This window comes from Streptomyces corallincola (genome assembly GCF_019104725.1).
GTDB lineage: Bacteria > Actinomycetota > Actinomycetes > Streptomycetales > Streptomycetaceae > Streptomyces > Streptomyces corallincola.
In genome coordinates this window covers 43,058-69,429 of record NZ_JAHRXF010000015.1, presented here as the reverse complement: position 1 = coordinate 69,429, position 26,372 = coordinate 43,058, and the positions used below count along the sequence as shown (strand labels likewise).

Below are 26,372 nucleotides of genomic sequence, written 5' to 3'. Positions count from 1 at the left end.
ACGAGAACAAGAAGTGCCGGAAACGGCCGAGAAGGGCGTGAACCCGGTCGGCTCCGGCCAGGATGGAGGCATGGCATACCACGTCCACTCCGAGGCCGGGCGGCTGCGCCGGGTGATCCTGCACCGCCCGGACCTGGAGCTCAAAAGGCTCACGCCCAGCAACAAGGACGCGCTCCTCTTCGACGACCTGCTCTGGGTGCGCCGGGCGCGCGTCGAGCACGACGGGTTCGCCGACGTGCTGCGCGACCGGGGGGTCGCCGTCCACCTCTTCGGCGACCTGCTCACCGAGACGCTCGCCGTCCCCGAGGCCCGCACCCTGGTGCTGGACCGGGTCTTCGACGAGAAGGAGTACGGCCCCCTCGCCACCGATCATCTGCGCGCCGCCTTCGAGGCGATGCCGCCGGAGGAACTGGCCGAGGCGCTGGTCGGCGGCATGACCAAGCGGGAGTTCCTGGCCGGGCACGCCGAGCCGACCTCGGTCCGCTTCCATGTGATGGAACTGGACGACTTCCTGCTCGGTCCACTGCCCAACCACCTCTTCACCCGCGACACCTCGGCGTGGATCTACGACGGCGTCTCCATCAACGCGATGCGCTGGCCCGCCCGGCAGCGCGAGACCGTGCACTTCGAGGCGATCTACCGGCACCACCCCCTCTTCGCCGCCGAGCCGTTCCATGTCTGGTCCCGGGGTCAGGCCGACTACCCCTCCACCATCGAGGGCGGTGACGTGCTGGTGATCGGCAACGGCGCCGTGCTGATCGGGATGAGCGAGCGGACCACCCCGCAGGCCGTGGAGATGCTCGCGCACAAGCTGTTCGCGGCCGGTTCCGCGCACACCATCGTCGCCCTCGACATGCCGAAGGCCCGCGCCTTCATGCACCTCGACACCGTGATGACGATGATCGACGGCGACACCTTCACCCAGTACGCCGGACTCGGCATGCTCCGTTCGTACACCATCGAACCGGGCGTCGGGGAGAAGGAGTTGAAGGTCACCGACCATCCGCCGGAGCACATGCACCGGGCCATCGCCGCCGCGCTCGGGCTCGGGGAGATCCGGGTGCTGACCGCCACCCAGGACGTGCACGCGGCCGAGCGCGAGCAGTGGGACGACGGCTGCAACGTCCTCGCGGTCGAACCCGGTGTCGTCGTCGCCTACGAGCGCAACGCCACCACCAACACCCATCTGCGCAAGCAGGGCATCGAGGTGATCGAGATCCCCGGCAGCGAACTCGGCCGGGGGCGGGGCGGCCCGCGCTGCATGAGCTGTCCGGTGGAGCGGGACCCGGTGTGAGACGACCCGGTGACCGTATAGAAATACTGGGCGGCGTATAGTATTCCACGATCCTTTCCCCGTACCCCTGGAGTGCCCTCATGGCGACCGTCCCGACCGCCCTCGCGGGCCGCCACTTCCTCAAGGAACTGGACTTCACCGAGGGGGAGTTCCGCGGTCTGGTCGAGCTGGCGGCCGAGCTGAAGGCCGCCAAGCGGGCCGGTGCCGAGACCCGGCACCTCACGGGGAGGAACATCGCGCTGATCTTCGAGAAGACCTCGACGCGCACCCGCTGCGCGTTCGAGGTCGCCGCCGCCGACCAGGGCGCCCACACCACCTACCTCGACCCCGCCGGTTCGCAGATCGGACACAAGGAGTCCGTGAAGGACACCGCCCGCGTGCTGGGCCGGATGTACGACGCGATCGAGTACCGGGGGCACGGGCAGGGCGTGGTCGAGGAGCTGGCCGCCCACGCGGGCGTGCCCGTCTACAACGGGCTCACCGACGAGTGGCACCCCACCCAGATGCTCGCCGACGTGCTCACCATGACGGAGCACACCGCCAAACCGCTCTCCCGGACCGCGTTCGCCTACCTCGGGGACGCCCGCTACAACATGGGCAACTCCTACCTCGTCACCGGCGCCCTGCTCGGCATGGACGTCCGGATCGTCGCGCCGAAGGTGCTGTGGCCCGCGCCGACCGTGGTCGAGGTGGCCCGGCGGCTCGCCTCCGTCTCCGGTGCCCGGATCGCGCTCACCGACGACGTGCGCCAGGGCGTGCGCGGCGCCGACTTCGTCGCCACCGACGTGTGGGTGTCGATGGGCGAGCCCAAGGAGGTCTGGGACGAGCGGATCGCGCTGCTCGGCCCGTACGCCGTGACGATGGACGTGCTGCGCGCCACCGGCAACGACGACGTCCGCTTCCTGCACTGCCTGCCCGCCTTCCACGACCTCGGCACCGCCCTCGGCCGGGAGATCCACGCCCGGCACGGCCTGACCGAGCTGGAGGTCAGCGACGAGGTCTTCGAGTCCGGGCACTCCGTCGTCTTCGACGAGGCGGAGAACCGTATGCACACCATCAAGGCGGTCCTGGTCGCCACCCTCGCCGCCCGATAGCGGGTCTTACCTCCCGTCTCACCACCGGCACGTATCCTGACCGGCGGCCGGCCCACCCCACCCCGTGCCGTGCCGCCCAGGACGGGTCCGGACGACCCCGGACCGTGCCCCGCGCCACCAGAAACGAGCACCACCCGCAATGCCCGCTCCACGCATCAAGTCCCCCCACCTCCTCGTCGCGGAGTCCGGCGCCGACCGCGAGGGCCACGGCCTGAAGCGGACGATGGGCCTCTTCCAGCTGATCTGCTTCGGGATCGGCGCCGTCGTCGGCACCGGCATCTTCGTGGGTCTGTCCCAGTCCGTGGCGAGCGCCGGTCCGGCCGTCGTCGTCTCCTTCGTGCTCGCCGCGATCACCTGCGTCTTCACCGCCTTCTCCTTCGCCGAGCTGGGCGGCGCCATCCCGGTCTCCGGCTCCTCGTACTCCTTCGCCTACGCCGGGCTCGGCGAGACCAGCGCCTTCCTGGTCGGCTGGTGCCTGCTGCTGGAGTACGGCGTGTCGATCTCGGCGGTCGCCGTCGGCTGGAGCCAGTACGTCAACGAGCTGCTGCACAGCCTCGTCGGATGGCGGTTCCCCGCCGCCCTGTCCGCCGGGCCCGGTGACGGCGGTGTCGTCAACCTGCCCGCCGTGCTGGTGATCGCGCTCGCCGCCGTGCTGCTGGTGCGCGGGGTGCGGGAGAGCGCCCGCGCGACCGCCGTGATGGCCGCCGTGAAGCTCGTCGTACTGGTCGCGTTCTGCGCCATCGGCTTCACCGCGTTCCAGCACGGCCACCTCACGCCGTTCTCCCCGGCCGGGTTCGGTGGCATCGGCGCGGGCACCACCGCCGCGTTCTTCTCGTACATCGGCTTCGACGCGATCACCACCGCCGGTGAGGAGGCGAAGAACCCGCGCCGGGACATCCCCGTCGCCGTCCTGGTCTGCATGGGCCTGGTCACGCTGCTGTACTGCGCGGTCGCGCTCGCCGCGATCGGCGCCGTCGGCAGCCACAAGGTCGCCACCACCTCGGCCGCGCTGTCCTACGTGGTGGACTCGGTCACCGGCTCCGACCTCGGCGGCGCCGTCGTCGCGTTCGGCGCGGTCGTCGCCATCGCCTCCGTGGTGCTCGCCGTGACCTACGGCCAGACCCGCATCCTGATGTCCATGTCCCGCGACGGACTCGTCCCGCACGTCTTCGAGAAGGTCTCCCCGCGCACCGCCACCCCGGTCGCCGGAACCCTCGTCGTCTCCGGGGTCTTCGCGGTGATCGCCGCGTTCGTGCCGCTGGACGCCACGGTGAACCTGTGCACCATCGGCACCCTCGCCGTCATGGCCGTCGTCAACGTCGTGGTGTTCGCGCTGCGCCGCCGCGAACCCGCCCTCGCGCGCGGCTTCCGGGTGCCGCTGTACCCGCTCTCGCCGCTGCTCGGCATCGCGTGCTGCCTCTACCTGATGTACGAGACCGGCTGGCACACCTGGGTGCAGTTCGCGGTGTTCCTGGTCGTCGGGCTGCTCGTCTACCTCGGCTACGGCCGTCGGCACTCCACGATGGCCGGGCCCGGCGGCACGGTCACGCCCGGCGCCGCACCGGCAGCGCGGGAAGGGTGAACCACACCGCCTTGCCCGACGGGGTGGGGCGGTGACCGCAGGACGAACTGAGGGAGCGGATCAGCAGCAGGCCCCGCCCGCCCTCCTGCCACACGTCCGGCGTCTCGATCACCGGGCGGGTCAGATGGCCGGGCGGCGACGGGTCCGGGTCGTGCACCTCGACCTGGCAGCCGGTCGCCCGCACCTCGACCACCAGCTCTATCGGACCGCGCCCGGCGGTGTGCTCCACCGCGTTGGCGACGAGTTCCGCCGTCAGCAGCTCGGCGGTGTCGCGGTCCGCCGTGTGTCCCACCTCGGCGAGCGCCGACCGGACCAGCGCGCGCGCCACCGGCACCGCGGCGGCGGTGTGCGGCAGGGCGATGCGCCAGGAGGCCGGTTCGACGGGGTGATCGTGCACGGTGATTCCGTTCATGGAGCAGGCTGCCCTGCTTTCGGCTAGGGGAATGGTACGGGCCCGGCCGTGAAGGCCGCCTATGGGCACCGGCCGGTGCGGACGGCCCCGGCAGCCCGTGCCTACCCACCAGTACGACCGGCTCCGCACCCCGGATCGCGCTGTGACCCGTCCGTCGCCGTGCTGTGACACATGTGACCCGGCCGGAGCGGCGCCGGGGGTCGTACGGCGGCTGCCCGGCGGCGCTGTCATGGCGGTGCGGCGGCGGTGCGGCGGGCGTACGGTCTGTCGCGCACTCGTGACGACAGTCACAAACGCGTGTTAACTTCTGGATGGCGCACCGTCGCGCTCCGTGAGGCACCGTCGCCCGAGGAGGTCCGCACGCCATGAGTCCCTTCACCGGCTCCGCCGCCCGCACCCCCGACTGGGAGCATCTGCGGGTGCGCGTCGAGGACGGGGTCGCCACCGTCACCCTCGCCCGCCCCGCCAAGCTCAACGCGCTCACCTTCGGCGCCTACGCCGACCTGCGGGACCTGCTCGCGGAGCTGTCCCGTGAGCGGGCGGTGCGCGCGCTGGTGCTGGCCGGGGAGGGGCGCGGGTTCTGCTCCGGCGGGGACGTGGACGAGATCATCGGTGCCACGCTGGCCCTGGACACCGCCGCGCTGCTCGACTTCAACCGGATGACCGGGCAGGTCGTCCGGGCGCTGCGGGAGTGCCCGTTCCCGGTGGTCGCCGCCCTGCACGGGGTGGCCGCCGGTGCCGGTGCCGTCCTCGCGCTCGCGGCGGACTTCCGGATCGCGGACCCCACCACCCGGTTCGCGTTCCTCTTCACCCGCGTCGGCCTCTCCGGCGGTGACATGGGCGCCGCCTATCTGCTGCCCCGTGTGGTCGGGCTCGGCCATGCCACCCGGCTGCTGATGCTGGGCGAACCGGTCGGCGCCGCCGAGGCCGAGCGGATCGGCCTGCTCGGCGAGGTCACCGACGAGGGCCGCGCCGACGAACGCGCCCACGCCCTGGCCCGCCGCCTCGCCGACGGCCCCGCCCTCGCCCACGCCCGGACCAAGGCCCTGCTCACCGCCGAACTCGACATGCCGCTCGCCGCCGCCGTCGAACTCGACGCCGCCACCCAGGCCCTGCTGATGACCGGCGAGGACTACGCCGAGTTCCACGCGGCCTTCACCGGGAAGCGGGCCCCGAAGTGACCGGGCGGGCGCCCGACGGCCCCGCCCGGAGTGTCGCCGTGATCGGCGGCGGTCCCGGTGGGCTCTACGCCGCCGCGCTGCTCAAGCGGCTCGACCCGGCCCGGAGCGTCACCGTGTGGGAGCGGAACCCGGCCGCGGAGACGTTCGGGTTCGGGGTGGTGCTCTCCGACGGGACGCTCGGCGGGATCGAGCACGCCGACCCGGTCGTGTACGCGGCCCTGGGCCGGGACCTCGTGCGCTGGGACGCCATCGACATCGTGCACCGGGGGGTGCGGCTGCGGTCCGGGGGACACGGGTTCGCCGCGCTCGGCAGGCGGCGGCTGCTGGAGATCCTGCACGAGCGGTGCCGTTCCCTGGGGGTCGGGCTGCGCTTCGGTGACCGGGCCCCGGACGCCGACCGGCTGGCCGCCGGGCACGACCTCGTGATAGCGGCCGACGGCGCGGGCAGCGCGACCCGCGAGGCGTACGCGGAGGTGTTCCGGTCCCGGACCGAGCAGCACCGGTGCCGGTACGTCTGGATGGCCGCGGACTTCGCCCTCGACGCGTTCCGCTTCGAGATCGCGGAGACCGAGCACGGGGTGATGCAGCTGCACGGCTACCCCTACCGCGCGGACGCCTCCACCGTGATCGTCGAGATGCGCGAGGAGGTCTGGCGGGCCGCCGGGTTCGACCGCGCCGGGGAGCGGGAGTCCGCCGAGCGGTGCGCCAAGATCTTCGCGGACGCGCTCGGCGGACGCCCGCTGCGCACCCGTGACCCCCACTGGCGGACGTTCCGCACGGTGACCTGCGCGCGCTGGTCGCACGGCAACGTCGTCCTGCTCGGGGACGCGGCGCACACCGCGCACTTCTCCATCGGCTCCGGCACCCGGCTCGCCGTCGAGGACGCCGTCGCACTCACCGCCCGGCTGCGCGAACACCCCTCCACCGCCGATGCGTTGACCGCGTACGAGGCGGAACGCGGGCCGGTCGTCGCCTCCACCCAGCGGGCCGCGCGGGCCAGCCTGGAGTGGTTCGAGGAGCTGGCCCGCCGGGTGGACCAGCCGCCGCGCAGGTTCGCGTTCGGGCTGCTCACCCGCAGCCGCCGGGTCACCCACGACGGTCTCCGGCTGCGCGACCCCGCCTTCACCGACGCCGTGGAGCGGGAGTTCGGCTGCCCGCCCGGCACCCCGCCCATGTTCACCCCGTTCCGGCTGCGCGGCCTGACCCTGCGCAACCGGGTCGTCGTCTCGCCCACCGACCTGTACTCCGCCACCGACGGCCTGCCCGGCGACTTCCACCTCGTGCACCTCGGCGCCCGCGCGCTCGGCGGGGCCGGGCTGGTGATGACGGAGATGGTGTGCGTCAGCGAGCGGGGCCGCATCACCCCCGGCTGCACCGGACTGTGGACCGGACGGCAGGCCGAGGCGTGGCGGCGGGTCACCGACTTCGTGCACCGCAGCGCCCCCGGTACGGCCATCGGCGTGCAGCTCGGGCACTCCGGCCGCAAGGGCTCCACCCGGCGCATGTGGGAGGGCATGGACGAACCGCTGCCCGAGGGCAACTGGCAACTGGCCGCCGCCTCCGCGCTGCCCTACCGGCCCGGCGGACAGCTGCCCCGCGAACTCTCCCGCGCTCAACTCACGGACATCCGCGACCAGTTCAGGCAGGCCGCGCTACGGGCCGCCCGCGCCGGATTCGATCTGCTCGAACTCCACTGCGCGCACGGCTACTTGCTGTCCGGGTTCCTCTCCCCGCTCACCAACCTCCGCACCGACGCCTACGGCGGCACACCGGAGCGGCGGCTGCGGTTCCCGCTGGAGGTCTTCGACACCGTCCGCGCGGTCTGGCCGGAGGAACGCCCGCTGACCGTACGGATCTCCGCCACCGACTGGGCCGAGGGCGGGAACACCGCCGACGACGCCGTGGAGATCGCCCGCGCCTTCGCCGCGCACGGCGCCGACGCCCTCGACGTCTCCACCGGCCAGGTCGTCTCCGCGGAACGGCCCGCGTTCGGACGGTCGTACCAGGTGCCGTTCGCCGAACGCATCCGCCAGGAGGTACGCGTCCCGGTCGTCGCGGTCGGCGCGATCTCCTCCTGGGACGACGTCAACTCCCTGATCCTGGCCGGGCGCACGGATCTGTGCGCCCTGGCCCGCCCGCATCTGTACGACCCGAACTGGACCCTGCACGCCGCCGCCGAGCAGGGCTACGAGGGGCCGGGCGCCGTATGGCCGGACCCGTACCGCGCGGGCAGCAGGCGCCCCCGCACCGGCCGCACGGACACCCCCGGGCCCCGTGTGCCGCTCAGGAGCTGAGCCACCGGAGGGCCGGACGGTCCCGGTGGCCCCGGGCCGCGAAACCCGAGTCCTCCGGGGTTACGAGCCCGGCGGGCGCGGGGTCACGAACCGGGCCCCCGCGTCCCGCAGCCGCTCGTGCAGCGCCCGGAACACCTGTGCCGAGCGCGCGCCCGGCCAGTCCGCCGGGAGCAGCCGCCCGGGCAGACCGGGGTCGGCGTACGGCAGTCGGCGCCAGGAGTCCAGCGCGAGGAGATAGTCGCGGTAGGCGTCCTCGGGCGGGGTGTCCGGGCGCCGCTCCCACGCCTCCAGCACGGGCGCGTGCGCGGCGAGGAAGTCCTCGTGCTCCCGGGCGACGGCCGCCAGGTCCCACCAGCGGGCCACCGCCTCGGCGGTGGCCGCGAAACCCAGGTGCTCGCCCCGGAAGAAGTCCACGTAGGCGTCCAGCTTCAGTCGGCACAGCGTGTGCCGGGCCTCTTCGTACAGCCGCGCCGGGGCGATCCACACGCCGGGCGCCGCCGTGCCGAAGCCCAGCGCGGACAGCCGGGAGCGCAGCACATGCCGCTTGTTCCGCTCCGACTCCGGGACCGAGAACACCGCCAACACCCAGCCCACGTCCTCCGGCGCGCCGGACGGATAGATGCGCCGGTCGCCGTCCTCCAACAACTCCCGTGCCTCGGCCGAGAGTTCGTACCCGGCCGCGCCCGCCGCGGTGCGGGCGGGCAGCAGCAGGCCCCGGCGTTTCAGCCGGGACACCGAGGACCGTACGGACGGCGCGTCCACCCCGACGGCGGCCAGCAGCCGGATCAGCTCCGCGACCGGTACCGGACCGGGGGCGGAGCGGCCGTACGCGCCGTACAGCGTGACGATGAGGGACCTGGGGGCGTGCTGCTCGGACACGTTGATCATTTTAGGCCGTCGATACGACTGCCCGGCACCGTCACCGCTGGTCACCCTCGCTCCGCAGCAGGAACCGCCGGAGCTTTCCGGTCGCCGTGCGCGGCAGCGCGTCCAGGAACACGAAGACGCGCGGGCACTTGTAGGGCGCCAGCTCGGCCGCGAGGAAGGTCCGCAGCGCGTCCTCGCCGGTGCGCGCGCCCGGCCGCAGCACGGTGTAGGCCACCGCGACCTGCCCGCGCCGTTCGTCCGGGCGGCCGACGACCGCCGCCTCCGCCACGTCGGGATGGCGCAGCAGCGCGTCCTCCACCTCCGGGCCCGCGATGTTGTACCCGGCCGAGACGATCATGTCGTCGGCGCGGGCCACGAACCGGAACCGCCCGTCGGATGCGCGGACACAGGTGTCCCCGGTGATGTTCCAGCCGTCCCGCACGTACTCCCGCTGCCGGGGGTCCGCGAGATAGCGGCAGCCGACCGGGCCGCGCACCGCGAGCAGCCCCGGCACCCCGTCCGGCACCGGCGCGCCGTCCGCGTCCTGCACCCGGGCCCGCCAGCCCGGCACCGGAACGCCCGTCGTACCGGGCTGTGCCCGCTCGTCGGCCGCCGAGAGGAAGATGTGCAGCAGCTCGGTCGTGCCGATGCCGTTGATCAGCCGCAGCCCGGTCCGCTCGTGCCAGGCGTGCCAGGTGTCCGCCGGGAGGTTCTCGCCCGCCGAGACGCAGCGCCGCAGCGAGGACACGTCGTACCCGTCCAGCGTCTCCAGCATCGTGCGGTACGCGGTCGGCGCGGTGAACAGCACCGTCACCCGGTGCTCGGCGACCGCCGCCAACAGGTGCCGCGGGGAAGCCTGTTCGAGGAGCAGCGCGCACGCTCCGGCCCGCAGCGGGAACACCACCAGACCGCCCAGGCCGAAGGTGAAGCCCGGCGGTGGGCTGCCCGCGAACAGGTCGTCCGGCACCGGGCGCAGCACATGGCGGGAGAAGGTGTCCGCGACGGCCAGCACGTCCCGGTGGAAGTGGACGCAGCCCTTGGGGCGGCCGGTGGTGCCGGAGGTGAACGCGATGAGCGCCACGTCGTCGGCGGCCGTCGCCACCGCCGGGAACGGGGTGTCCGGCGCGGGGCGGCGCAGCAGGTCGTCCGGGGTGTCCCCGCCGTAGGGGGTGACGGCCAGCCCCGGCACCTCCGCCCTCAGCAGGCCGTCCAGCACCCGCGCGTCGCACAGCGCGTGGCCGATGCGGGCCAGTCGGCACACCGTGGCCAGTTCCCGCGGGCGGGCCTGCGCGAGCACGGTCACCGCGACCGCGCCCGCCTTCAGCACCGCCAGCCAGCACGCGGCCAGCCACGGGGTGGTCGGACCACGCAGCAGCACCCGGTTGCCGGGCACGACGCCCAGCCCGGCGGTGAGCACGTGCGCGATCCGGTCCACCCGCTCCCGCAGCCCGCCGTACGTCCACACCTCCCCGTCCGGGGTGCGGAACGCGGGCCGGTCCGGCGGGGTGTCCGCGAGGAGTTCCGCCGCGCAGTTCAGCCGCTGTGGATAGGCGAGTTCCGGCAGGTCGAAGCAGAGGTCCGGCCACTCGTCCGGCGGCGGGAGGTGGTCGCGCGCGAAGGTGTCGAGGTGGGCCGTGACATGCATGACGGGTTCGCCCCCTGCTGGCCGTGACGGATGTCGGGACGGGCGGCGGCGCGCGAGCGGGAGACCTCCGGCGCCCGGTTCCCCCTCCGGCCGGTGACGCGCGTTCGAGCGTATCGCGTTGGTGACGGCAGTCAACGCTCCGCGATAACGTCGGGGTGGGGGCGGTCGCCGGGTCCGGCCCCGGAGGGAGGACGGCCGTGTCCGCGTTCGCGCTCGACGCCGAACAGACCGCCTGGTGCGCCGAGTTGCGCCGACTGGCCGCCGAGCGGCTGCGCCCGCTCGCCGAGAAGGGCGAACCCGGCCGCGTCAACCGGCCGTTGCTCGCCGAACTGGGCCGACTCGGTCTGCTGAAAAAGCTGTTCACCTCCGGTGCGCTCGATCTGTGCCTGATGCGCGAGTCCCTGGCCCGGTGCTGCACCGGCGCCGAGACCGCGCTCGCCCTCCAGGGCCTCGGCGCCCATCCCGTGCACGCGTACGGCACCCCCGCCCAGCGGGCGCGCGTCCTGCCCCCGGTGGCCGACGGCACGGCGGTCGCCGCGTTCGCGCTGAGCGAGCCGGACGCCGGGTCCGACGCCGCCTCCCTCGCGCTCGCCGCCGTACCCCACCGGGACGGCGGCTGGCGGCTCACCGGCACCAAGTGCTGGATCTCCAACGCGCCCGAGGCCGACCTGTACACCGTGTTCGCCCGCACCGCGCCCGGCACCGGCGCGCGCGGCGTCACCGCCTTCCTGGTCCCCGCCGACCGGCCCGGACTCACCGGCGCCGCCCTGGAGATGCTCTCCCCGCACCCCATCGGCACCCTCGACTTCGACGGCGTCCCCGTCGGCCCCGGCGACCTGCTCGGCACCGAGGGACAGGGCTTCGCCGTCGCCATGACCACCCTGAACCTGTTCCGGCCCAGCGTCGGCGCGTTCGCGGTCGGCATGGCCCAGGCCGCGCTGGACGCCACCGTCGCGCACACCGCCCGCCGCGACGCCTTCGGCGGCCCGCTGAGCGCCCTCCAGAGCGTCGCCCACCGGGTCGCGGAGATGGCGCTGCGCACCGAGGCGGCCCGGCTGCTCGTCTACGCGGCGGCCACCGCCCACGACGCGGGCGGACCCGGCGTCCCCGGCCGTGCCGCGATGGCCAAACTCCTCGCCACCGAGACCGCGCAGTACGTCGTGGACAGCGCCGTCCAACTGCACGGCGCCCGCGCCCTGCGCACCGGCCACCTCCTCGAACACCTCTACCGCGAGGTCCGCGCCCCGCGCATCTACGAGGGCGCCAGCGAAGTCCAACTGGACATCATCGCCAAGCGGTTGTACGCCCGTCACGCCGAGGAGGCCCGGTGACCGCCGACCGCGTCAACCCGCCCGCCCTCTCCCCGCCCACCGGCTTCTCGCACGCCGTCGTCGCCACCGGCACCCGCATCGTGCTGCTCGCCGGACAGACCGCGCTGGACCACGACGGCACGATCACCGGCACCGCCCTCCCGGAACAGTTCGCCCGCGCCCTCGGCAACCTGCTCACCGCGCTCACCGCGTGCGGTGGCACCCCCGCCGACCTCGCCCGTGTCACCGTCCACACCACCGACCTCGCCGCCTACCGCGCCCACGCCCGCGAACTGGGTGCCATCTGGCGCGGGTTGGCGGGCCGGGACTACCCCGCGATGGCCGTCGTGGAGGTCGCGCGGCTCTGGGACACCGAGGCGCTGGTCGAACTGGACGGACTCGCCGTGCTGCCGTGACCCCGGCCCGGCGGGCGCACGCCCGGACGGCCGCCGACGCGCCACCGCATGGGTGACGGTCACCGGCGGCGGCCCGCGCAGCCGGTAGCAGTGGAGGCCCCCACACCCCGGACCGGGAGGTCTCCCATGCCCGTACGCCCCGCTCTCGCCGCCGCCCTGGGCGCCGCCGCACTGCTGTGCGCCGCCGCCGTCGCCCCGGCCGCCGCCGGACCCGGTGAGACGGTCACCGTCGATCCGACCGGCCGGATCGCCGCCGACGGCACCGTCACCCTCTCCGGCACGTACCGCTGCACCGGTGCGACCGGCCTGGCCTTCGTCAGCTCCTCGGTCAGCCAGGGCGACCCCCGCGTGCAGCACGGCATCGGCGGCACCGCCGCGCGCTGCGACGGCGCCGAGCACCGCTGGGAGAACTCCGGCAGGGTCTCGGCCGACGCCGTGAAGTCCGGCGCCGCACACGTGGAGGCGACCGTCACCGAACTCCGCTCCGGCGGTGTGCTCCTGCTGCCCTCGTTCCACGCCGCCCAGCAGCGGGACGTCACGCTCGTCCAGCAGTGACCGCACCACCCCGGACCTCCGGGCGGCCGGCGCACGGGGATGCGCCGGCCGCCCGGTGCCGTGCGGTGGAGCCCGGTGGTTCCTACGAACGCTGCCAGCTGTGCGGTGCGTGGTAGGCGTGCGGGCGCCAGGAGGTCGTACCCGGGGTGGCGGGCTCGGTGCCGTCGTCGGGCAGGGCGGCGCGGCTGAACAACAGGACGGCGAGCGCGGCCAGTTCCTCCTGGGTGGCCTCGCCCTTCTCCACCCGGATCGGGGGGACGGGCGTCGGCAGGGGGGCCGGTGCGGATGTGGGGGACATGCGAACCTCCGTCTGGATCAGGGGAGTTGCCTCACTGAGGGGGGTTGCCGTGCTTCCGTGCCGGGCGCTCGGCGTGCTTGGTGCGCAGCATCGCCAGCGCCCCGATCAGGACGGACCGGGTGTCGGCGGGGTCGATCACGTCGTCCACCAGGCCGCGTTCGGCCGCGTAGTACGGGTGCATCAGCTCGGCCTTGTACTCCTTGACCATCTTCTGGCGCATCGCCTCGGGGTCCTCGGCGTCCGCGATCTGGCGGCGGAAGATGACGTTGGCCGCGCCCTCGGCGCCCATGACGGCGATCTCGTTGGTGGGCCAGGCGTAGGTGAGGTCGGCGCCGATGGACTGGGAGTCCATGACGATGTAGGCGCCGCCGTACGCCTTGCGCAGGATCAGGGAGATGCGCGGTACCGTCGCGTCGCAGTAGGCGTAGAGCAGTTTCGCGCCGTGCCGGATGATGCCGCCGTGCTCCTGGCCGACGCCCGGCAGGAAGCCCGGCACGTCGAGCAGGGTGACGATCGGGATGCTGAACGCGTCGCACATCTGCACGAAGCGCGCCGCCTTCTCGGACGCCTCGATGTCCAGGACGCCCGCGAGTGACTGCGGCTGGTTGGCGACGATGCCGACGACCTGGCCGTCCAGGCGGGCCAGCGCGCAGATGATGTTCCGCGCCCAGCGCTGGTGCACCTCCAGGTACTCCCCGTCGTCCACGATCTCCTCGACGACCCGCGTCATGTCGTACGGCCGGTTGCCGTCCTCCGGGACGAGGTCCGTCAGCGCGTCGCAGCGCCGGTCGGCGGGGTCGTCGCAGGGGACCGGCGGCGGGGTCTCCCGGTTGTTCCGCGGGAGCAGCGACAGGAGGTACCTGACCTCCTCCAGGCAGGTCTCCTCGTCGTCGTAGGCGAAGTGGCAGACGCCGGAGGTCTCGGCGTGCACGTCGGCGCCGCCCAGGCCGTTCTGGCTGATCTCCTCGCCGGTGACCGCCTTGACGACGTCGGGTCCGGTGATGAACATCTGCGAGGTCTCGCGGACCATGAACACGAAGTCCGTGAGGGCGGGGCTGTAGGCCGCGCCGCCCGCGCACGGGCCCAGCATCACGCTGATCTGCGGGATCACCCCGGACGCGGCCGTGTTGCGGCGGAAGATGCCGCCGTAGCCCGCGAGCGCGGTCACCCCCTCCTGGATGCGGGCGCCCGCGCCGTCGTTGAGGGAGACCAGCGGGGCGCCCGCCGCGATGGCCATGTCCATGATCTTGTGGATCTTGGCGGCGTGCGCCTCGCCGAGGGCGCCGCCGAAGATGCGGAAGTCGTGCGCGTAGACGAAGACCGTACGGCCCTCGACCGTGCCCCAGCCGGTGACGACACCATCGGTGTACGGCTTCTTCGCCTCCAGGCCGAAGCCGGTCGCCCGGTGCCGCCGGAGCTGCTCGACCTCCTGGAACGACCCCTCGTCGAGGAGCAGCGCGATCCGCTCGCGCACGGTCAGCTTGCCCTTGGCGCGCTGCGCCGCGGTCGCCTTCTCACCCGGTCCGGCGAGCACACCCGCGCGGATGCCCGCCAACTCCTCGACGTGGGACCTCATGTCTGCCCTGCTTCCTTGGGGACGTTCCTCACGGGACGCGCCTGACGGGAACGCCCCGTACGGGTACGGTTCGTCAGCCGCCGAGCCTGCGCAGCCCGTTCGCCTGGAGCACCGCGAACGCGCCGACGACCAGCGCCTGGAGCACGGTCCACACCGTGCCTACGGTGTTCGGGCCGAACCAGCCGAGAACGGCGGTCAGCACCGACGCCACCGCCCACAGGGCGTTCGCCTCGATGACGGCCTTGGTGGCGAACGTGTTCGGCACCGGGCGGCTCGCCAGCCACGCGACCAGCAGGCCGTAGACGGTGAGGAACGCGCCGATGCCGCGCAGCAGTCCGGTGCCGAGGTCCAGCAGCTCGCCGACCGGTCCGGCGGCGAGCAGGTAGACCAGGCCGTTGACGAGGGTGACGGCCGCGTCCAGCGCGAGGAAGGTCCGTAACGGGCGGGCCGCTGCGCCCTGGCCGGGCGTGCGCGTGGCCGCCCGCGCCGGGGTCTGGCTCGTGGTCATGGGGCCTCCGAAGATAGGGGGGTGGGTTGTTCCGGTCGCCTTGCCCGTCCACCGTGACAGGGCGGGCTGACGGTGGACTGACGGCGGGCCCACGGGCCGCGATCCCTGTCCGGCGCGGCCCCGCCCGGTGCCGTCAGACCGGCTGGAGGCGGCGGAGGTCGCCGGTCAGGGCGGGGTCGTGGGAGAGGATCGCGTGCTCGACGCGGCGCAGCGCGGGGGAGGGCTGGATACCGAGTTCGTCGTCGAGCAGGCGGCGCATCCGGCGGAACACGTCGAGGGCGTCCGCCTGCCGTCCCGCGCGGTACAGGGCGATCATCAGCTGTTCGCAGAACCGTTCGCGCAACGGATGCCCGGTGTGCGCCTCGTGCAGCTCCGCGAGCAGCGACGCGGGCCGCCCGAGCCGGAGTTCGGCGTCGAACCGCAGCTCCATCGCCCGCATCCGGTACTCCTCGTACCGGGCGCCCGCGAGCTGGCACAGCGTCCCGGCGGTGAACCCGCCGAACACCGGGCCGCGCCACATCGCCAGCGCGTCCCCGAGCAGCCGTGCGGCCCGCTCCGCGTCGGACGGCGCCGCCGACTCCGCCAGCCGGACCGCGCGGGTGAACTCGGCCGCGTCCAGCTCGCCCTCGCCGACGACCAGCCGGTAGCCCGCCGGGTGCATGGTGACCCGTGCAGCGGGCCGGTCCGGTTCCAGCTCACGGAGTCTGCGGCGCAGTCGGCTGACATGCGCCTGGAGCGCGTTGGCCTGGTTGTCGGGCACCCGGTCGCCCCACATCTCCTCGGCCAGCGCCTCCCCGGACACCGGCTGCCCCTCGCTGACCAGCAGCGACTGCACCAGGGTGCGCTGGAGATCGCCCGCGACGTCCGCCGGACCGGCGGCGGTACGGATCTGGAGTGCGCCGAGAATGGAGAACCTCAGCATGTCTGCCCCCTCGGTGACGGTTCTGGCGAACGTGCGTCCTGTCCTGCGCCGTGCCGCGCGACAGTGCCGGAACCCCGGGAACCCGTCACCCCGGAAACCCGTGACCCCGGGAACCCGGAGAACACGGACCGGCCCCGGCGGGCGTCCTCGCCGGACGGCCCGCCGGGGTGGCGGCTCCGCCGGGACGGGGGTGGACCGGCGGAGCCGTGAAATGCACCCGGCCGCCTCCCGGCACACCGGCGGACAGCGGAGAAGATTTCCCGAACGGTGCGGGAAGGGTCGCCCGGAATTCCTGTGAGGAATTCCGGTGCCGTGGCCGCTCCCTTTTCTGGTGCTTTCCTGAGGTTCTCCTGTCGCGTCGGCGGAGAGGGCAGGATTCGAACCTGCGCGGGCCGTCTCCGGCCCGACCTCATGCGGTGCTCCCGTGAGAGCACCAGGTCCCCGATCAGCCGCTCCGGGCACCTCTCCCCATGTCCGGCCCGATTTCCGCGCCGTTCACGAGGAGCACTCTGGCAGTGCGCGCTGACGGAATACTGACACGCTTCTGACGTGCGCAACGAATTCCCTGCGGGCCTTTTCCCGGACAGTGTGTCGGTGCTGTACTCCCTTCGTTGGAATTCACTCCGGAAAGGGGTACGCGAATGACCGCGACCACCACGGAAACCGTCTCGGACAGCCCGGTCCTGGACGCCGTGCGCACCCACACGGCGAGCGAGAACCCGAGTTCGTTCCTCACGCTCAACAGCGGGAACAGTACGTTCACCGTCCCCGGCGCGGACGGTGTGATCGTCTACCGGCGCACCGGCGGGTACGCCGTCCAGTTCGGCGGCCCGTTCGCCGCCGGGGAGGACTACGGCACCCTGCTCGACGCGTTCCGCGCGTACGTCCGGGACGAGGGGCTGACCCTGGTCGGCGTACAGCTCCAGCGTGCCGACGCCGAGCGGTACGCGGCGCTCGGGTTCACCGTCAACCAGGTCGGCGCGTCCTGGGCGGTGCGGCTCGCGGACTTCACGCTGCGCGGCACCAGGTTCATGCAGCTGCGCAACAAGATCTCCCGTGCCCACCGCAACGGTCTGCAGATCCAGGAGGTGGCCGCCGCCGACTGGCAGGACGGCATCGCCGCCATCGACAAGGCGTGGCTCGGCTCCAAGGGCGGTGCGCAGCAACTGGAGTTCCTGGTCGGCCAGATCGGCGGCGACGCGCAGGCCCACCGCCGTCTGTTCGTCGGCACCATCGAGGGCGCCCCGGTCGCCTACATCTCGTACTCCCCGGTGTACGGCAGCCGGGCCGGGTGGATGCACGACCTCAGCCGCCGGGTCCCCGAGGGCTCGCCGGGCCTGATGGAGGCCATCAACGCGCACGCCATCGAGGTGTTCCGCGCCGAGGGGGTCGCCTGGCTGCACTTCGGCTTCACCCCGTTCACCGGACTCGACGCCGGGTACGAACTCGACGGTCACAGCCCGGCGTTCCAGTGGCTGATGCACGCCCTGTGGGCCGAGGGCGCCGCACTGTACCCGGCGCAGACGCAGCTGTCGTACAAGCAGAAGTGGGCGCCCGACGAGGTGATCCCCGAGTACGTCGCCTTCGACGGGACGCAGGCGTCCCTGCCCGGGTTCGCGCACATCTTCCGTGCCTGCAACGCGTTCTGACGTTCCATCAGTTCGCATCCGACACTCCGTCGCAACGTGACCGGCGGAGAGGACCACAGAGAAGGAGACCCGTCATGAGCCAGGCCACCGAGGAACTCCAGCACGCCGTGGTCGAGCAGTTGATGGCCGTCATCGGCGCCCCCGACGACGCGGCGGTGGCCGAGTCCGCCGACGCGGCCGTCCGCGCCCTGGACGAGCGGCTGCGCGCCGAGGCCGCCGCCTGAGAACCGGCGCCGCGCGCGAACGGCGCGCGCGGGACCGGGGCGTCCGGGAAGGCGCCGGGCGCGATCAGACCGGCATCAGTGCCACATCAGCGCTCCACGGAACGCTGGACACACGTTCGCCCGGCGGTCCGGGCCGGGCCGGGAGCACCGCACTGTGCCCCCGTCCCCCTGGTCCCGCCGGGCGGGCACCGGCACCCCACGGGCGCCGTCCGCCCCACCGGACGACCCCGCCGGGGTGCCGCCCCCCGCGACGGCGACCGCCTGCCGGAGCCCTGCCGAATCGCGGCGCCCGCAGGCCGCGGGGCAGCGGCGCCGCCGCCCGATCCGGGCACTTCTGCCAAGGAGAGCGACACATGCAGCGTCCGCACACTCAACAGGCCCTGGCGCAGGCCGCCGCCGGCGGCGGCGCGGCCGGACCGCGCACCGGTGCCTCGGCGACCTTCGCCGAACTGCTCAAGCGGGTCAAGGCCGAAGGGCTGCTCGACCTCGACCCCCGCTACTACGTGGGCCGCCTCGCCCTCAACACCGCCCTGCTGCTCATCGGGTTCGCCGCCTTCTTCACCCTGGGCGACTCCTGGTGGCAGCTGCTGACCGCGCTGTGGATGGGCCTGTGCGGCGGCCAGTCGGCGTTCATGTGGCACGACGCCGGGCACAAGGCCATGTTCCGCAGCAAGAAGGCCGCCTCGGCGGTCGGGTACGTGCACGCCAACCTCGTCAACGGGGTCAGCTACGGCTGGTGGGTCAACCACCACAACCGGCACCACAGCAACCCCAACCACCTTGACATGGACCCGGACATCGGCCGCCGCACCGCCATCTTCGACCTCAAGCAGTACCCGACCCGCAAGGGCACCCAGAAGTTCGTGGTCCGCTACCAGTCCACGCTGTTCTTCGTGCTGCTGGTCCTCGAAGGCTTCAAGATGCTGCGCACCGCCGCGCTGTCCATCGCGCAGGGCAAGACCAAGCGGCCCGCGCTGGAGACCTTCCTGATCGTGCTGCGCGCCGCCGTCTACCTCGGTCTCGTCTTCACCTTCCTCTCCCCGGTGCTCGCCGTCGCCTTCGTCCTGGTCCAGCACGCGGCCCTCGGCGTCTACTTCGGCATGATCTTCGCCCCCAACCACAAGGGCATGGAGGTCCGCGACGGCGACGAGGAGACCCTCGACTGGCTGGAGCGCCAGGTCCTCACCTCCCGCAACATCCGCCCCAGCCTGCTGATCGACTTCCTCTACGGCGGCCTCAACTACCAGGTGGAGCACCACCTGTTCCCGGCCATGCCGCAGAAGAACCTGGGCCGCGCCCGCGAACTCACCATGACCTACTGCGCCGAACGCGGCGTGCCGTACCACGAGGTCGGGTTCTGGGCGTCGTACCGCGAGGTCGCCTCCTATCTGCACGAGGTCAGCGCGCCGGTGCGGCGCGGTGACGTCGAGGAGCAGCTGCGGCGCCGGGAGACGGAAGCCGCCGCCTGACCACCCCCGCCGTCCCCCCCCCACGCACTCCCCACCCCCCCCCACATCCCCCACACCGGGCCTCCGGGCCGCACGCCCGGACCCGCCCGCGGTCCGGGCGTCTCCCTGCCCGCCCCGCGCGGCGCACCCCCGAACATGCCCTGAAGTGTCCTGAAGAGGAGCCCGCCCCATGTCCCAGACCACCGCAGCGGCGGGCGGTGTCACCGCTCCCGCGCCGATCGGAGCCCGTCTCGACCGGCTGCCGATCACCCCGCTGCACCGCAGACTCACCGCCGTGATCGGCATCGGCCTGTTCTTCGACACCTTCGAGAACAACCTGTCGGGCACCATCGGCAAAGTGCTCCAGAGCGACTTCGCGTTCGGCGCGACCTCGCTGAAACTCGTCCTCGCCTCCGTGTTCGTCGGCCAGTTCATCGGCTCCCTGACGCTCGGCCGGATCGCGGACCGGTTCGGCCGCCGCCGGGCCTTCCTGATCAACCTCGCCATCTACTCGGTGTTCTCACTGCTCGGCGCGTTCTCCCCGAACGCCACCTGGCTGATCGTCACCCGGTTCCTCGCGGGCGTCGGCATCGGCGCCGAACAGGCCCTCTCCGACTGCTACCTGGCCGATGTGCTGCCCGCGCGCAAGCGGGGCCGGTTCATCGCCTGGGCGTACACCCTCGCCTTCTGCGGGGTGCCCGCCGTCGGGTTCGCCGCGCTGTGGCTCGTACCGCTGACCCCGCTCGGGGTGGCCGGGTGGCGCTGGCTGTTCGTGCTGGGCGCGCTCGGCTCCGCCGTGGTGTGGGTGCTGCGGCGGCAGCTCGTGGAGTCCCCGCGCTGGCTCGCCGCGACCGGCCGCACCGAGGAGGCCGAGCGGATCGTCTCCCGTATGGAGGCGGAGGCCGCGGTGCGCGGGCTGCCGCTCGACCCGCCCGCCGCCGCTCCGGCCGCCGCCCCCGCGCACAGCCGCCTGAAGGACGTGTTCGCGCCCGCGCTGCTCCGCCGCACCCTGGTGCTCTGGCTGTTCTGCGTGCTGTCGGTCGTCGGCTACTACGGCTTCGGCACCCTCGCCCCGCAGATCGTCGCCGCCAAGGGGTACGGCATCGTCGCCGGACTCGGCTTCACCGCGCTGTCCTTCCTCGGCTACCCGGTCGGCTCCGCGCTGGTGCTGCCCGTCGTGGACCGGATGGAGAGACGCACGCTGGTCGCGCTGTCCTCCGCCGCGATGGTCGTCGCCGGACTCGGCTTCGCCTACGCGGAGTCGGCGGCCCTCATCGTCGCCTGCGGCTTCGCCTACACCCTGTTCAGCAACGTCTTCTCCAGCGTCTCGCACGTCTACCTGTCCGAGCAGTACCCCACCGCGATCCGGGCCACCGCCTCCGGCGCCGCCTACTCGCTGTCCAAACTCAGCGCCGCCGCGCTGCCGTTCGTCCTGCTGCCCGTCCTGGAGGCGCATGGCCCCGGCGCGCTGTTCGGGGTGATCGCCGCCGCGATGGCCGTGCTCGCCGCGACCGTGCTGTTCCTCGGCGAACGCACCACCGGCGCCCCGGTCCAGTGAAACCCCCCATCCACCCGAGGAGTTGACGATGGCCTACGTCATCGGCCCGCCCTGCACCGACGTCAAGGACCGCTCCTGCGTCGCGGAATGCCCCGTGGACTGCATCTACGAGGGCCGCCGCGCCCTCTACATCCATCCGGACGAATGCGTGGACTGCGGCGCCTGCGAACCGGTCTGCCCGGTGGACGCCATCTACTACGCCGACGACCTCCCCGCCGAGTGGGGTGCCGGTCACGCCGACTCCAACGCCGTGTTCTTCGCCGCCCTCGGCACGCCCGGCGGTGCCGGAGCGGTCGGCCCGCAGGACCACGACTCCCCGCTGGTCGCCGCCGCGCCCCAGGGGGTGCGGGCCGTATGAGCGGGATTCTCGCGGGCAAGCGCGTTCTGGTCACCGGCGTCGTCACCGACGCCTCCATCGCCTTCCACGTCGCCCGGATCGCCCAGGAGGAGGGCGCCGAGGTGCTGCTCACCGGGTTCGGACGGCTCTCCCTCGTCGAGCGGTTCGCCGCCCGGCTGCCCAAACCGGCCCCGGTGATCGAGCTGGACGTCACCGACCAGGGGCACCTGGACACCCTCGCGGAGCGGATCGGGGCGTACGCCGACTCGCTCGACGGGATCGTGCACTCCGTGGCGTACGGGCCCGAGGGCGCCTTCGACTTCCTCAACGGCGCCTGGGAGGACGTCTCCACCGCGGTGCGGGTCTCCGCGTACTCCCTGAAGTCCCTCACCACCGCCTGCCTGCCGCTGCTTCAGCCGCGCGGCGGTTCGGTCGTCGGGCTGACCTTCGACGCGGCCGTGGCCTGGCCGCACTACGACTGGATGGGCGTCGCCAAGGCCGCGCTGGAGTCCACCAGCCGTTATCTCGCCCGTGACCTCGGGCCGCGCGGCATCCGCTCCAACCTCGTCGCCGCCGGGCCGCTCCGCTCGGTCGCCGCGAAGTCCATCCCCGGCTTCGCCCAGCTCGCCGAGGTGTGGGAGACCGGCCGCGCCCCGGCCGGGTGGGACCTGACCGATCCGGACCCGGCGGCCCGCGCGGTCGTCGCCCTGCTGTCCGACTTCTTCCCGCGCACCACCGGCGAGATCGTCCACGTGGACGGCGGGGTGCACATGATGGGCGCCTGACCCGCGGGCCCCGGCGCCACGGGCAACGGGAAGGGGCGGGAGCCGTGAAGCTCCCGCCCCTTCCCGTTGCCCGCGCGCTACGCGGTGGCACCGCCCGGCAGGATGCGCCGGAACCCGGTGTACGGGACCAGCGCCTCGGGCAGCAGCACCGAACCGTCGTCCTGGGCGCCCTGCTCCAGCAGCGCGGCCACCGTCCGCCCGATGGGCAGCGCCGAGCCGTTGAGGGTCGCCGCGGGCGTCTTGCGGCCGTCGGCGCCCTTCACCCGGATGTCCGCCCGGCGGGCCTGGAAGGTGCCGCAGTCGGACACCGAGGAGATCTCCCGGAACGCCCCGCCGCCCGGCAGCCACACCTCGATGTCGTACGTCATCCGCGCCGAGAAGCCCATGTCCCCGGCGGGCAGCAGCACCGTGCGGAACGACAGCTCCAGGCGGCGCAGGCACTCCTCGGCCTGCGACACCATCAACTCCAGCTGTTCCTGCGCCTGTTCGGGCGCGCAGATCCGGACCAGCTCCACCTTCTCGAACTGGTGCAGCCGCAGCACACCCCGGGTGTCCCGGCCGTAGGCGCCCGCCTCCGCGCGGAAGCAGGGGGTGCGCGCGGTGAAGGCGTACGGCAGCTCGCGGGCGTCCAGGAGCCGTCCGGCCACCAGGTTGGTCAGCGGTACCTCGGCGGTCGGGATGAGGAACAGCTCCCGGTCGCCCACCTGGGTGCGGAACAGGTCCTCCTCGAACTTGGGGAGCTGCCCGGTGCCGGTCATGGTGTCCCGGCCGACCAGGAACGGCACCGCGTGCTCGGTGTAGCCGTGCTCGCGGGTGTGCAGGTCGAGGAAGAAGTCACCGAGGGCCCGCTCCAGCCGGGCCCCCGCGCCGCGCGACAGGCCGAACCGGGCGCCGGACAGCCGGGCCGCGGCCGGGGCGTCGAGGATGCCGAGCGACTCACCGAGGTCGGCGTGGTGCCGGGCGCCCTCGGCCGGGCGGGGCTCGGGGCCACCGCGCCGTACCTCCACCGCCTCCTTCTCCGAGTCGCCGTCCGGCACCGCGTCCAGCGGCAGGTTGGGGATGCCCAGCAGCAGCTCGGTCAGCTCGGCGGAGGCCGTCCGCGCGGCGGACTCGGCCCGCTGCACCTCGGCGCGCAGCGCGCGGGCCGCCTCCTTCTCCGCCTCGGTGGGCGGCCCGGAACGGCGGATCTTCGCGGTGCGGTTCAGCTCGGTGCGCAGCCGGGTCACCTCGCCCTGGGACGCCGAGCGGGCACGCAGCGCGGTGTCCACGGCGGCCAGGTCGAGGGTGTGCCGACGGCGCGCGAGACGGCGTACGGCCTCGTCACCGGCCGCGATCAGCTCATTCGGGTCATGCACGGGACTCTCCTGACAGGGCGGCGGGTGCGGCCGGGACGGGCTCCGGCCCGGCGGGGACGAGGTGGCGGGTGCCGAGCAGGCGGTACCGCAGGGGGCGTACGGCGCGCAGCCGGACGGCGTACAGCAGCCCGCCGAGCGCGACGACGACGATCAGCCAGGGCAGCAGGGCGATCACCCGCGACGGCGAGCCGGTGAGCATGTCGAAGTTGCCGACCACCAGCCACACCGAGGCGGCCAGCCCCGCGAAGCCCAGCAGCGGCGCCAGCGTCTCCCGCCACCAGTGCCCGGACCCGGCGCGCAGCCGCAGGCCCAGCACCGACAGCGCGGCCAGCGCCTGGAGCGCGACGATGCCCAGCGTGCCCAGGCCCAGCATGCTGGTGGTGAGATCGGCGTACGGGTCCAGCCCGGCCAGCGCGAACCCGGCGACCACCACGACGGTGACCGCGCTCAGCGCCAGGCTCGCCCGGTGCGGGGAGCCGTGCCGGGGGTGCCCGGCCGCCAGCCCCGCCGGGAGCAGCCCGTCCTCGGCGAGCACCTGCGCGTACCGGCCGGCCGCGCTGTGCAGGGCCAGCGTCGCCGCGAACAGGCTGGTGCAGAGCAGCACTTGGAGCCCGGTGCTGCCCGCCGTACCGAGGAAGTCGTCGCCCAGGGTGAAGAACAGGTCGCCCATCTGCTTGCCCGCGACCTCCCGGACCCGGCCGGTGCCGACCGCGCCGACCGCGAGCCAGCTGGTCAGCGCGTAGAACCCGGCGATCAGCACGACGGCCGCGTAGGTGGCGCGCGGGACGCTGCGCCGGGGGTCGCGCGCCTCCTTGCCGTACAGCGCGGCCGACTCGAAGCCGATGAAGGAGACGAACGCGAACATCAGCGAGACCCCGGCGCCGTGCCCGGTCGCGATGTGCGGGGTGAACGAGGCGGCGGGCAGCGCGTCCAGGCCGTGCCGGAACAGGATCGCCCCGTCCAGCGCGGCCAGCACCCCGATCTCGCCGAGCATCAGCAGCGCCAGCACCCGTGCGCTGAGCGCGATCTCCCGGTAGCCGAGCACCGCGGTGAGCGCCAGGCCGACGGCCACGCACCACTGCCAGGCGACCGTGATGCCGTGCGCGGCGAACACCAGATGCGTGAAGTAGCCGAGCGCACCGGCCAGTCCGATGGTCGCGCAGGTGTAGGAGAGCAGCGCCACGTACCCGGCCGCGACCGCGGGCGGACGCCCGAGGCCGTCGGCGACGGAGGCGTAGAAGCCGCCCGAGCCGCCGGTGCGGCGGGCGCTGACCGCGTAACCGGCGGAGAAGCAGAGCAGGGTGACGCCCGCGAACAGGAACGCGGCGGGCACGCCCGCGCCGTTGCCGAAGGCGAACGCCAGCGGCACCGTGCCGACCATCGCGGACAGCGGAGCGGCGGCGGCGACGATCAGGAAGAGGATGTGCCCGGTGCCGAGCCGTCCGGCGGCGGGCGGTGAGCCAGGGGTGGACATAACGAACTCCAAGGAGGAAAAGGGGAGTTGACGGATCGGCCGGGGGGTGGGGAGACGGCGACAGCCGCCCGCCTGGGACCGGCGGGCGGCTGTCCGTGCACCCCGGCGGGTGGACCGGAGCGGGTCAGGCGGGCGCGATGGCCAGGGCCGTGTTCTGCCCGCCGAAACCGAGCGAGTTGCTCAGCGCCAGGTCCACGGGCATCTCGGTGCGGGTCTGGGCCAGCTTGATCTCCATCCGGGGATCGGGCATGACCAGGTTGGCGACGGGCGGGATCACTTCGCGTTCCACGCTCAGCACCGCGAACGCGGCCTCGACCGCGCCCGCCGCGCCGAGCAGATGACCGGTGACTCCCTTCGTGGAGGTGACCAGCGGGTCCCCGCGCAGGGTCCGCCGGATCATCCGGGCCTCGGAGAGGTCGTTCAGCGGGGTCGAGGTCCCGTGGGCGTTGACGTGCTGCACGTCGTCCGGGTCGGCGCCCGCGTCGGCGAGGGCCGCGCGCACGGCCGCCTCGATACCGGCGCCGTCCGGGTGCGGCGACGTCATGTGGTGGGCGTCGGCCGTGGCCCCGTACCCGACGATCCGGGCGTGCACGTGCGCCCGGCGGGCCCGGGCGTCCGCGACCCGTTCCATCACGAGGATTCCGGCGCCCTCACCGGCGACGAAACCGTCCCGGTCCACGTCGAACGGACGGGACGCGGACGCCGGGTCGTCGTGCCGTTTCGACAGCGCGCCCATCTGCGCGAACCCGGCCATGACCAGCGGGGTGATCATGGCCTCGCTGCCACCGGCCAGCACGATGTCGCACCGGCCGAGCGCCAGCAGGTCACGGGCCGTGCCGATGGCGGTCGCACCCGAGGCGCAGGCGGTCGCCACCACCAGGTTCGGTCCCGTCGCCCCGAACTCGATGGCCGTCTGACCGGCCAGCATGTTCGGCAGCTGCATCGGCAGCAGCAGCGGCGACACCCGGTCCGCGCCCTGCTCGCGCAGCACGTGGTGTTCCTTCTCGACGGTGCCCGGGCCACCGTCGGCGCAGCCGAGCACCACGCCGACCCGCGCGCCGTCCCAGGTCCGGGGGTCCAGACCCGCGTCGGCCACCGCCTCGTGCGCGGCGACCAGCGCGAACTGCACGAACCGGTCCAGGCGGTGCGCCCGGCGTGCGCTGAGCAGTGCCTCGGGATCGAAACCGGGGACACGGCAGGAGATCCGTACGGGGTTGTCCGCCAGGTCCGGATCGAGGGCGGCGGCCGGCCTGCCGTCGCAGACCGCCGCCCAGCTCGGCCCGACCCCGATACCACCGGGGGTGACCAGGCCGAGTCCGGTGACGGCGATGTCCATCGCTGCCATCAGACCTTCGCGCTCCGCTCCTCCATCAGCCGGACCATGTCGGCCACGGTCTCGGCTTCCAGCAGGTCGTCGTCGCTGATGTCCAGGTCCAGCTCGGACTTCAGCAGCAGCGACAGCTCGACCACGGCCAGCGAGTCCAGCTCGATGTCCTCACGGGTGGCGTCCGGGGTGATCGACTCGGGCGACACCTTGAGCTTGTTGGACAGGATTTCCTTGAGCTGCTCCAGCATGTCGGTTCCTTTC

Annotated in this window: 25 protein-coding genes and 1 tRNA gene; 14 read left to right on the top strand and 12 right to left on the bottom strand. The window is 73.3% G+C overall.

The window, feature by feature from the left end; genetic code table 11:
- Nucleotides 1–70: 70 nt before the first annotated feature.
- From KUM39_RS12805 to KUM39_RS12795, 3 genes are all read left to right on the top strand, one after another.
- The gene (locus KUM39_RS12805; protein ID WP_217785700.1) at nt 71–1,294 is read left to right on the top strand and encodes an arginine deiminase; all 1,224 of its coding nucleotides are present in this window, start codon (nt 71–73) and stop codon (nt 1,292–1,294) included.
- 80 nt (nt 1,295–1,374) lie between these two features.
- Complete coding sequence (gene argF / locus KUM39_RS12800) at nt 1,375–2,388, top strand: ornithine carbamoyltransferase (protein ID WP_217785699.1); 1,014 nt, start codon at nt 1,375–1,377, stop codon at nt 2,386–2,388.
- A 139-nt stretch (nt 2,389–2,527) separates the two neighbouring features.
- Nucleotides 2,528–3,970, top strand: a complete 1,443-nt coding sequence (locus KUM39_RS12795) for an amino acid permease (RefSeq protein ID WP_217785698.1) — start codon at nt 2,528–2,530, stop codon at nt 3,968–3,970.
- Here the strand turns inward: KUM39_RS12795 and KUM39_RS12790 are convergent.
- Nucleotides 3,933–4,382, bottom strand: a complete 450-nt coding sequence (locus tag KUM39_RS12790; RefSeq protein WP_217785697.1) for an ATP-binding protein — start codon at nt 4,380–4,382, stop codon at nt 3,933–3,935. The genes KUM39_RS12795 and KUM39_RS12790 overlap by 38 nt on opposite strands.
- Before the next feature lie 365 nt (nt 4,383–4,747).
- Here KUM39_RS12790 and KUM39_RS12785 point away from each other — a divergent pair, with 365 nt between their 5' ends.
- Nucleotides 4,748–5,563, top strand: a complete 816-nt coding sequence (locus KUM39_RS12785) for an enoyl-CoA hydratase family protein (protein WP_217785696.1) — start codon at nt 4,748–4,750, stop codon at nt 5,561–5,563.
- A complete protein-coding gene (locus KUM39_RS12780) occupies nt 5,560–7,857 on the top strand; it encodes a bifunctional salicylyl-CoA 5-hydroxylase/oxidoreductase (RefSeq protein WP_217785695.1) in 2,298 nt (765 codons plus the stop codon). Before KUM39_RS12785 ends, KUM39_RS12780 begins: the two co-directional genes overlap by 4 nt.
- Before the next feature lie 60 nt (nt 7,858–7,917).
- Here KUM39_RS12780 and KUM39_RS12775 read toward each other — a convergent pair whose 3' ends face one another.
- Nucleotides 7,918–8,745 (bottom strand): PaaX family transcriptional regulator, encoded by an 828-nt coding sequence (locus tag KUM39_RS12775; RefSeq protein WP_217785736.1) that lies wholly within the window; start codon nt 8,743–8,745, stop codon nt 7,918–7,920.
- A gap of 31 nt (nt 8,746–8,776) precedes the next feature.
- A complete protein-coding gene (locus KUM39_RS12770; RefSeq protein ID WP_217785694.1) occupies nt 8,777–10,369 on the bottom strand; it encodes an AMP-binding protein in 1,593 nt (530 codons plus the stop codon).
- 197 nt (nt 10,370–10,566) lie between these two features.
- Here KUM39_RS12770 and KUM39_RS12765 point away from each other — a divergent pair, with 197 nt between their 5' ends.
- From KUM39_RS12765 to KUM39_RS12755, 3 genes are all read left to right on the top strand, one after another.
- Nucleotides 10,567–11,700: an acyl-CoA dehydrogenase family protein gene (locus tag KUM39_RS12765; RefSeq protein ID WP_217785693.1), complete on the top strand. Its 1,134-nt coding sequence runs from the start codon at nt 10,567–10,569 to the stop codon at nt 11,698–11,700.
- On the top strand, nt 11,697–12,095 hold the full coding sequence (locus tag KUM39_RS12760; RefSeq protein ID WP_217785692.1) for a RidA family protein: 399 nt from the start codon (nt 11,697–11,699) through the stop codon (nt 12,093–12,095). The genes KUM39_RS12765 and KUM39_RS12760 overlap by 4 nt, the downstream gene beginning before the upstream one ends.
- Nucleotides 12,096–12,221: 126 nt before the next feature.
- Complete coding sequence (locus KUM39_RS12755; RefSeq protein WP_217785691.1) at nt 12,222–12,650, top strand: DUF6299 family protein; 429 nt, start codon at nt 12,222–12,224, stop codon at nt 12,648–12,650.
- A gap of 82 nt (nt 12,651–12,732) precedes the next feature.
- On the opposite strand, the gene KUM39_RS12750 is transcribed toward KUM39_RS12755, so the two are convergent.
- The 5 genes from KUM39_RS12750 to KUM39_RS12730 form a co-directional block, all read right to left on the bottom strand.
- Nucleotides 12,733–12,948: an acyl-CoA carboxylase subunit epsilon gene (locus KUM39_RS12750; RefSeq protein WP_217785690.1), complete on the bottom strand. Its 216-nt coding sequence runs from the start codon at nt 12,946–12,948 to the stop codon at nt 12,733–12,735.
- A gap of 31 nt (nt 12,949–12,979) precedes the next feature.
- Entirely contained in the window at nt 12,980–14,524 is a 1,545-nt protein-coding gene (locus KUM39_RS12745; RefSeq protein ID WP_217785689.1) for an acyl-CoA carboxylase subunit beta, read from the bottom strand.
- 73 nt (nt 14,525–14,597) lie between these two features.
- The gene (locus tag KUM39_RS12740) at nt 14,598–15,032 is read right to left on the bottom strand and encodes a hypothetical protein (protein ID WP_217785688.1); all 435 of its coding nucleotides are present in this window, start codon (nt 15,030–15,032) and stop codon (nt 14,598–14,600) included.
- A 133-nt stretch (nt 15,033–15,165) separates the two neighbouring features.
- Complete coding sequence (locus tag KUM39_RS12735; RefSeq protein ID WP_217785687.1) at nt 15,166–15,954, bottom strand: AfsR/SARP family transcriptional regulator; 789 nt, start codon at nt 15,952–15,954, stop codon at nt 15,166–15,168.
- A 362-nt stretch (nt 15,955–16,316) separates the two neighbouring features.
- A tRNA-OTHER gene (locus KUM39_RS12730) sits at nt 16,317–16,422 on the bottom strand.
- A gap of 173 nt (nt 16,423–16,595) precedes the next feature.
- Between KUM39_RS12730 and KUM39_RS12725 the strand changes: the two genes are divergently transcribed.
- The 6 genes from KUM39_RS12725 to fabI all read left to right on the top strand — a co-directional run bounded on the left by KUM39_RS12725 (nt 16,596) and on the right by fabI (nt 21,955).
- Nucleotides 16,596–17,603, top strand: coding sequence for a DUF2156 domain-containing protein (locus KUM39_RS12725; protein ID WP_217785686.1), 1,008 nt, complete (start codon nt 16,596–16,598; stop codon nt 17,601–17,603).
- A 74-nt stretch (nt 17,604–17,677) separates the two neighbouring features.
- Nucleotides 17,678–17,827 carry a hypothetical protein gene (locus tag KUM39_RS12720; RefSeq protein WP_217785685.1) on the top strand — a complete coding sequence of 50 codons (150 nt, stop codon included), beginning with the start codon at nt 17,678–17,680 and terminating at the stop codon, nt 17,825–17,827.
- A gap of 353 nt (nt 17,828–18,180) precedes the next feature.
- A complete protein-coding gene (locus KUM39_RS12715; RefSeq protein WP_217785684.1) occupies nt 18,181–19,296 on the top strand; it encodes a fatty acid desaturase family protein in 1,116 nt (371 codons plus the stop codon).
- A 169-nt stretch (nt 19,297–19,465) separates the two neighbouring features.
- A complete protein-coding gene (locus KUM39_RS12710) occupies nt 19,466–20,833 on the top strand; it encodes an MFS transporter (protein ID WP_217785683.1) in 1,368 nt (455 codons plus the stop codon).
- Between the two features lie 28 nt (nt 20,834–20,861).
- Complete coding sequence (gene fdxA, locus KUM39_RS12705) at nt 20,862–21,191, top strand: ferredoxin (RefSeq protein ID WP_217785682.1); 330 nt, start codon at nt 20,862–20,864, stop codon at nt 21,189–21,191.
- Nucleotides 21,188–21,955: an enoyl-ACP reductase FabI gene (gene fabI, locus KUM39_RS12700; RefSeq protein ID WP_217785681.1), complete on the top strand. Its 768-nt coding sequence runs from the start codon at nt 21,188–21,190 to the stop codon at nt 21,953–21,955. The genes fdxA and fabI overlap by 4 nt, the downstream gene beginning before the upstream one ends.
- A 77-nt stretch (nt 21,956–22,032) precedes the next feature.
- Here the strand turns inward: fabI and serS are convergent, their stop codons facing one another.
- From serS to KUM39_RS12680, 4 genes are all read right to left on the bottom strand, one after another.
- Complete coding sequence (serS, locus tag KUM39_RS12695; RefSeq protein WP_217785680.1) at nt 22,033–23,310, bottom strand: serine--tRNA ligase; 1,278 nt, start codon at nt 23,308–23,310, stop codon at nt 22,033–22,035.
- Complete coding sequence (locus KUM39_RS12690; RefSeq protein WP_217785679.1) at nt 23,303–24,784, bottom strand: APC family permease; 1,482 nt, start codon at nt 24,782–24,784, stop codon at nt 23,303–23,305. The genes serS and KUM39_RS12690 overlap by 8 nt, the downstream gene beginning before the upstream one ends.
- 124 nt (nt 24,785–24,908) lie before the next feature.
- A complete protein-coding gene (locus KUM39_RS12685) occupies nt 24,909–26,129 on the bottom strand; it encodes a beta-ketoacyl-[acyl-carrier-protein] synthase family protein (RefSeq protein WP_217785678.1) in 1,221 nt (406 codons plus the stop codon).
- Nucleotides 26,129–26,359 carry a phosphopantetheine-binding protein gene (locus KUM39_RS12680; RefSeq protein WP_129306015.1) on the bottom strand — a complete coding sequence of 77 codons (231 nt, stop codon included), beginning with the start codon at nt 26,357–26,359 and terminating at the stop codon, nt 26,129–26,131. The genes KUM39_RS12685 and KUM39_RS12680 overlap by 1 nt, the downstream gene beginning before the upstream one ends.
- Nucleotides 26,360–26,372: the final 13 nt, after the last annotated feature.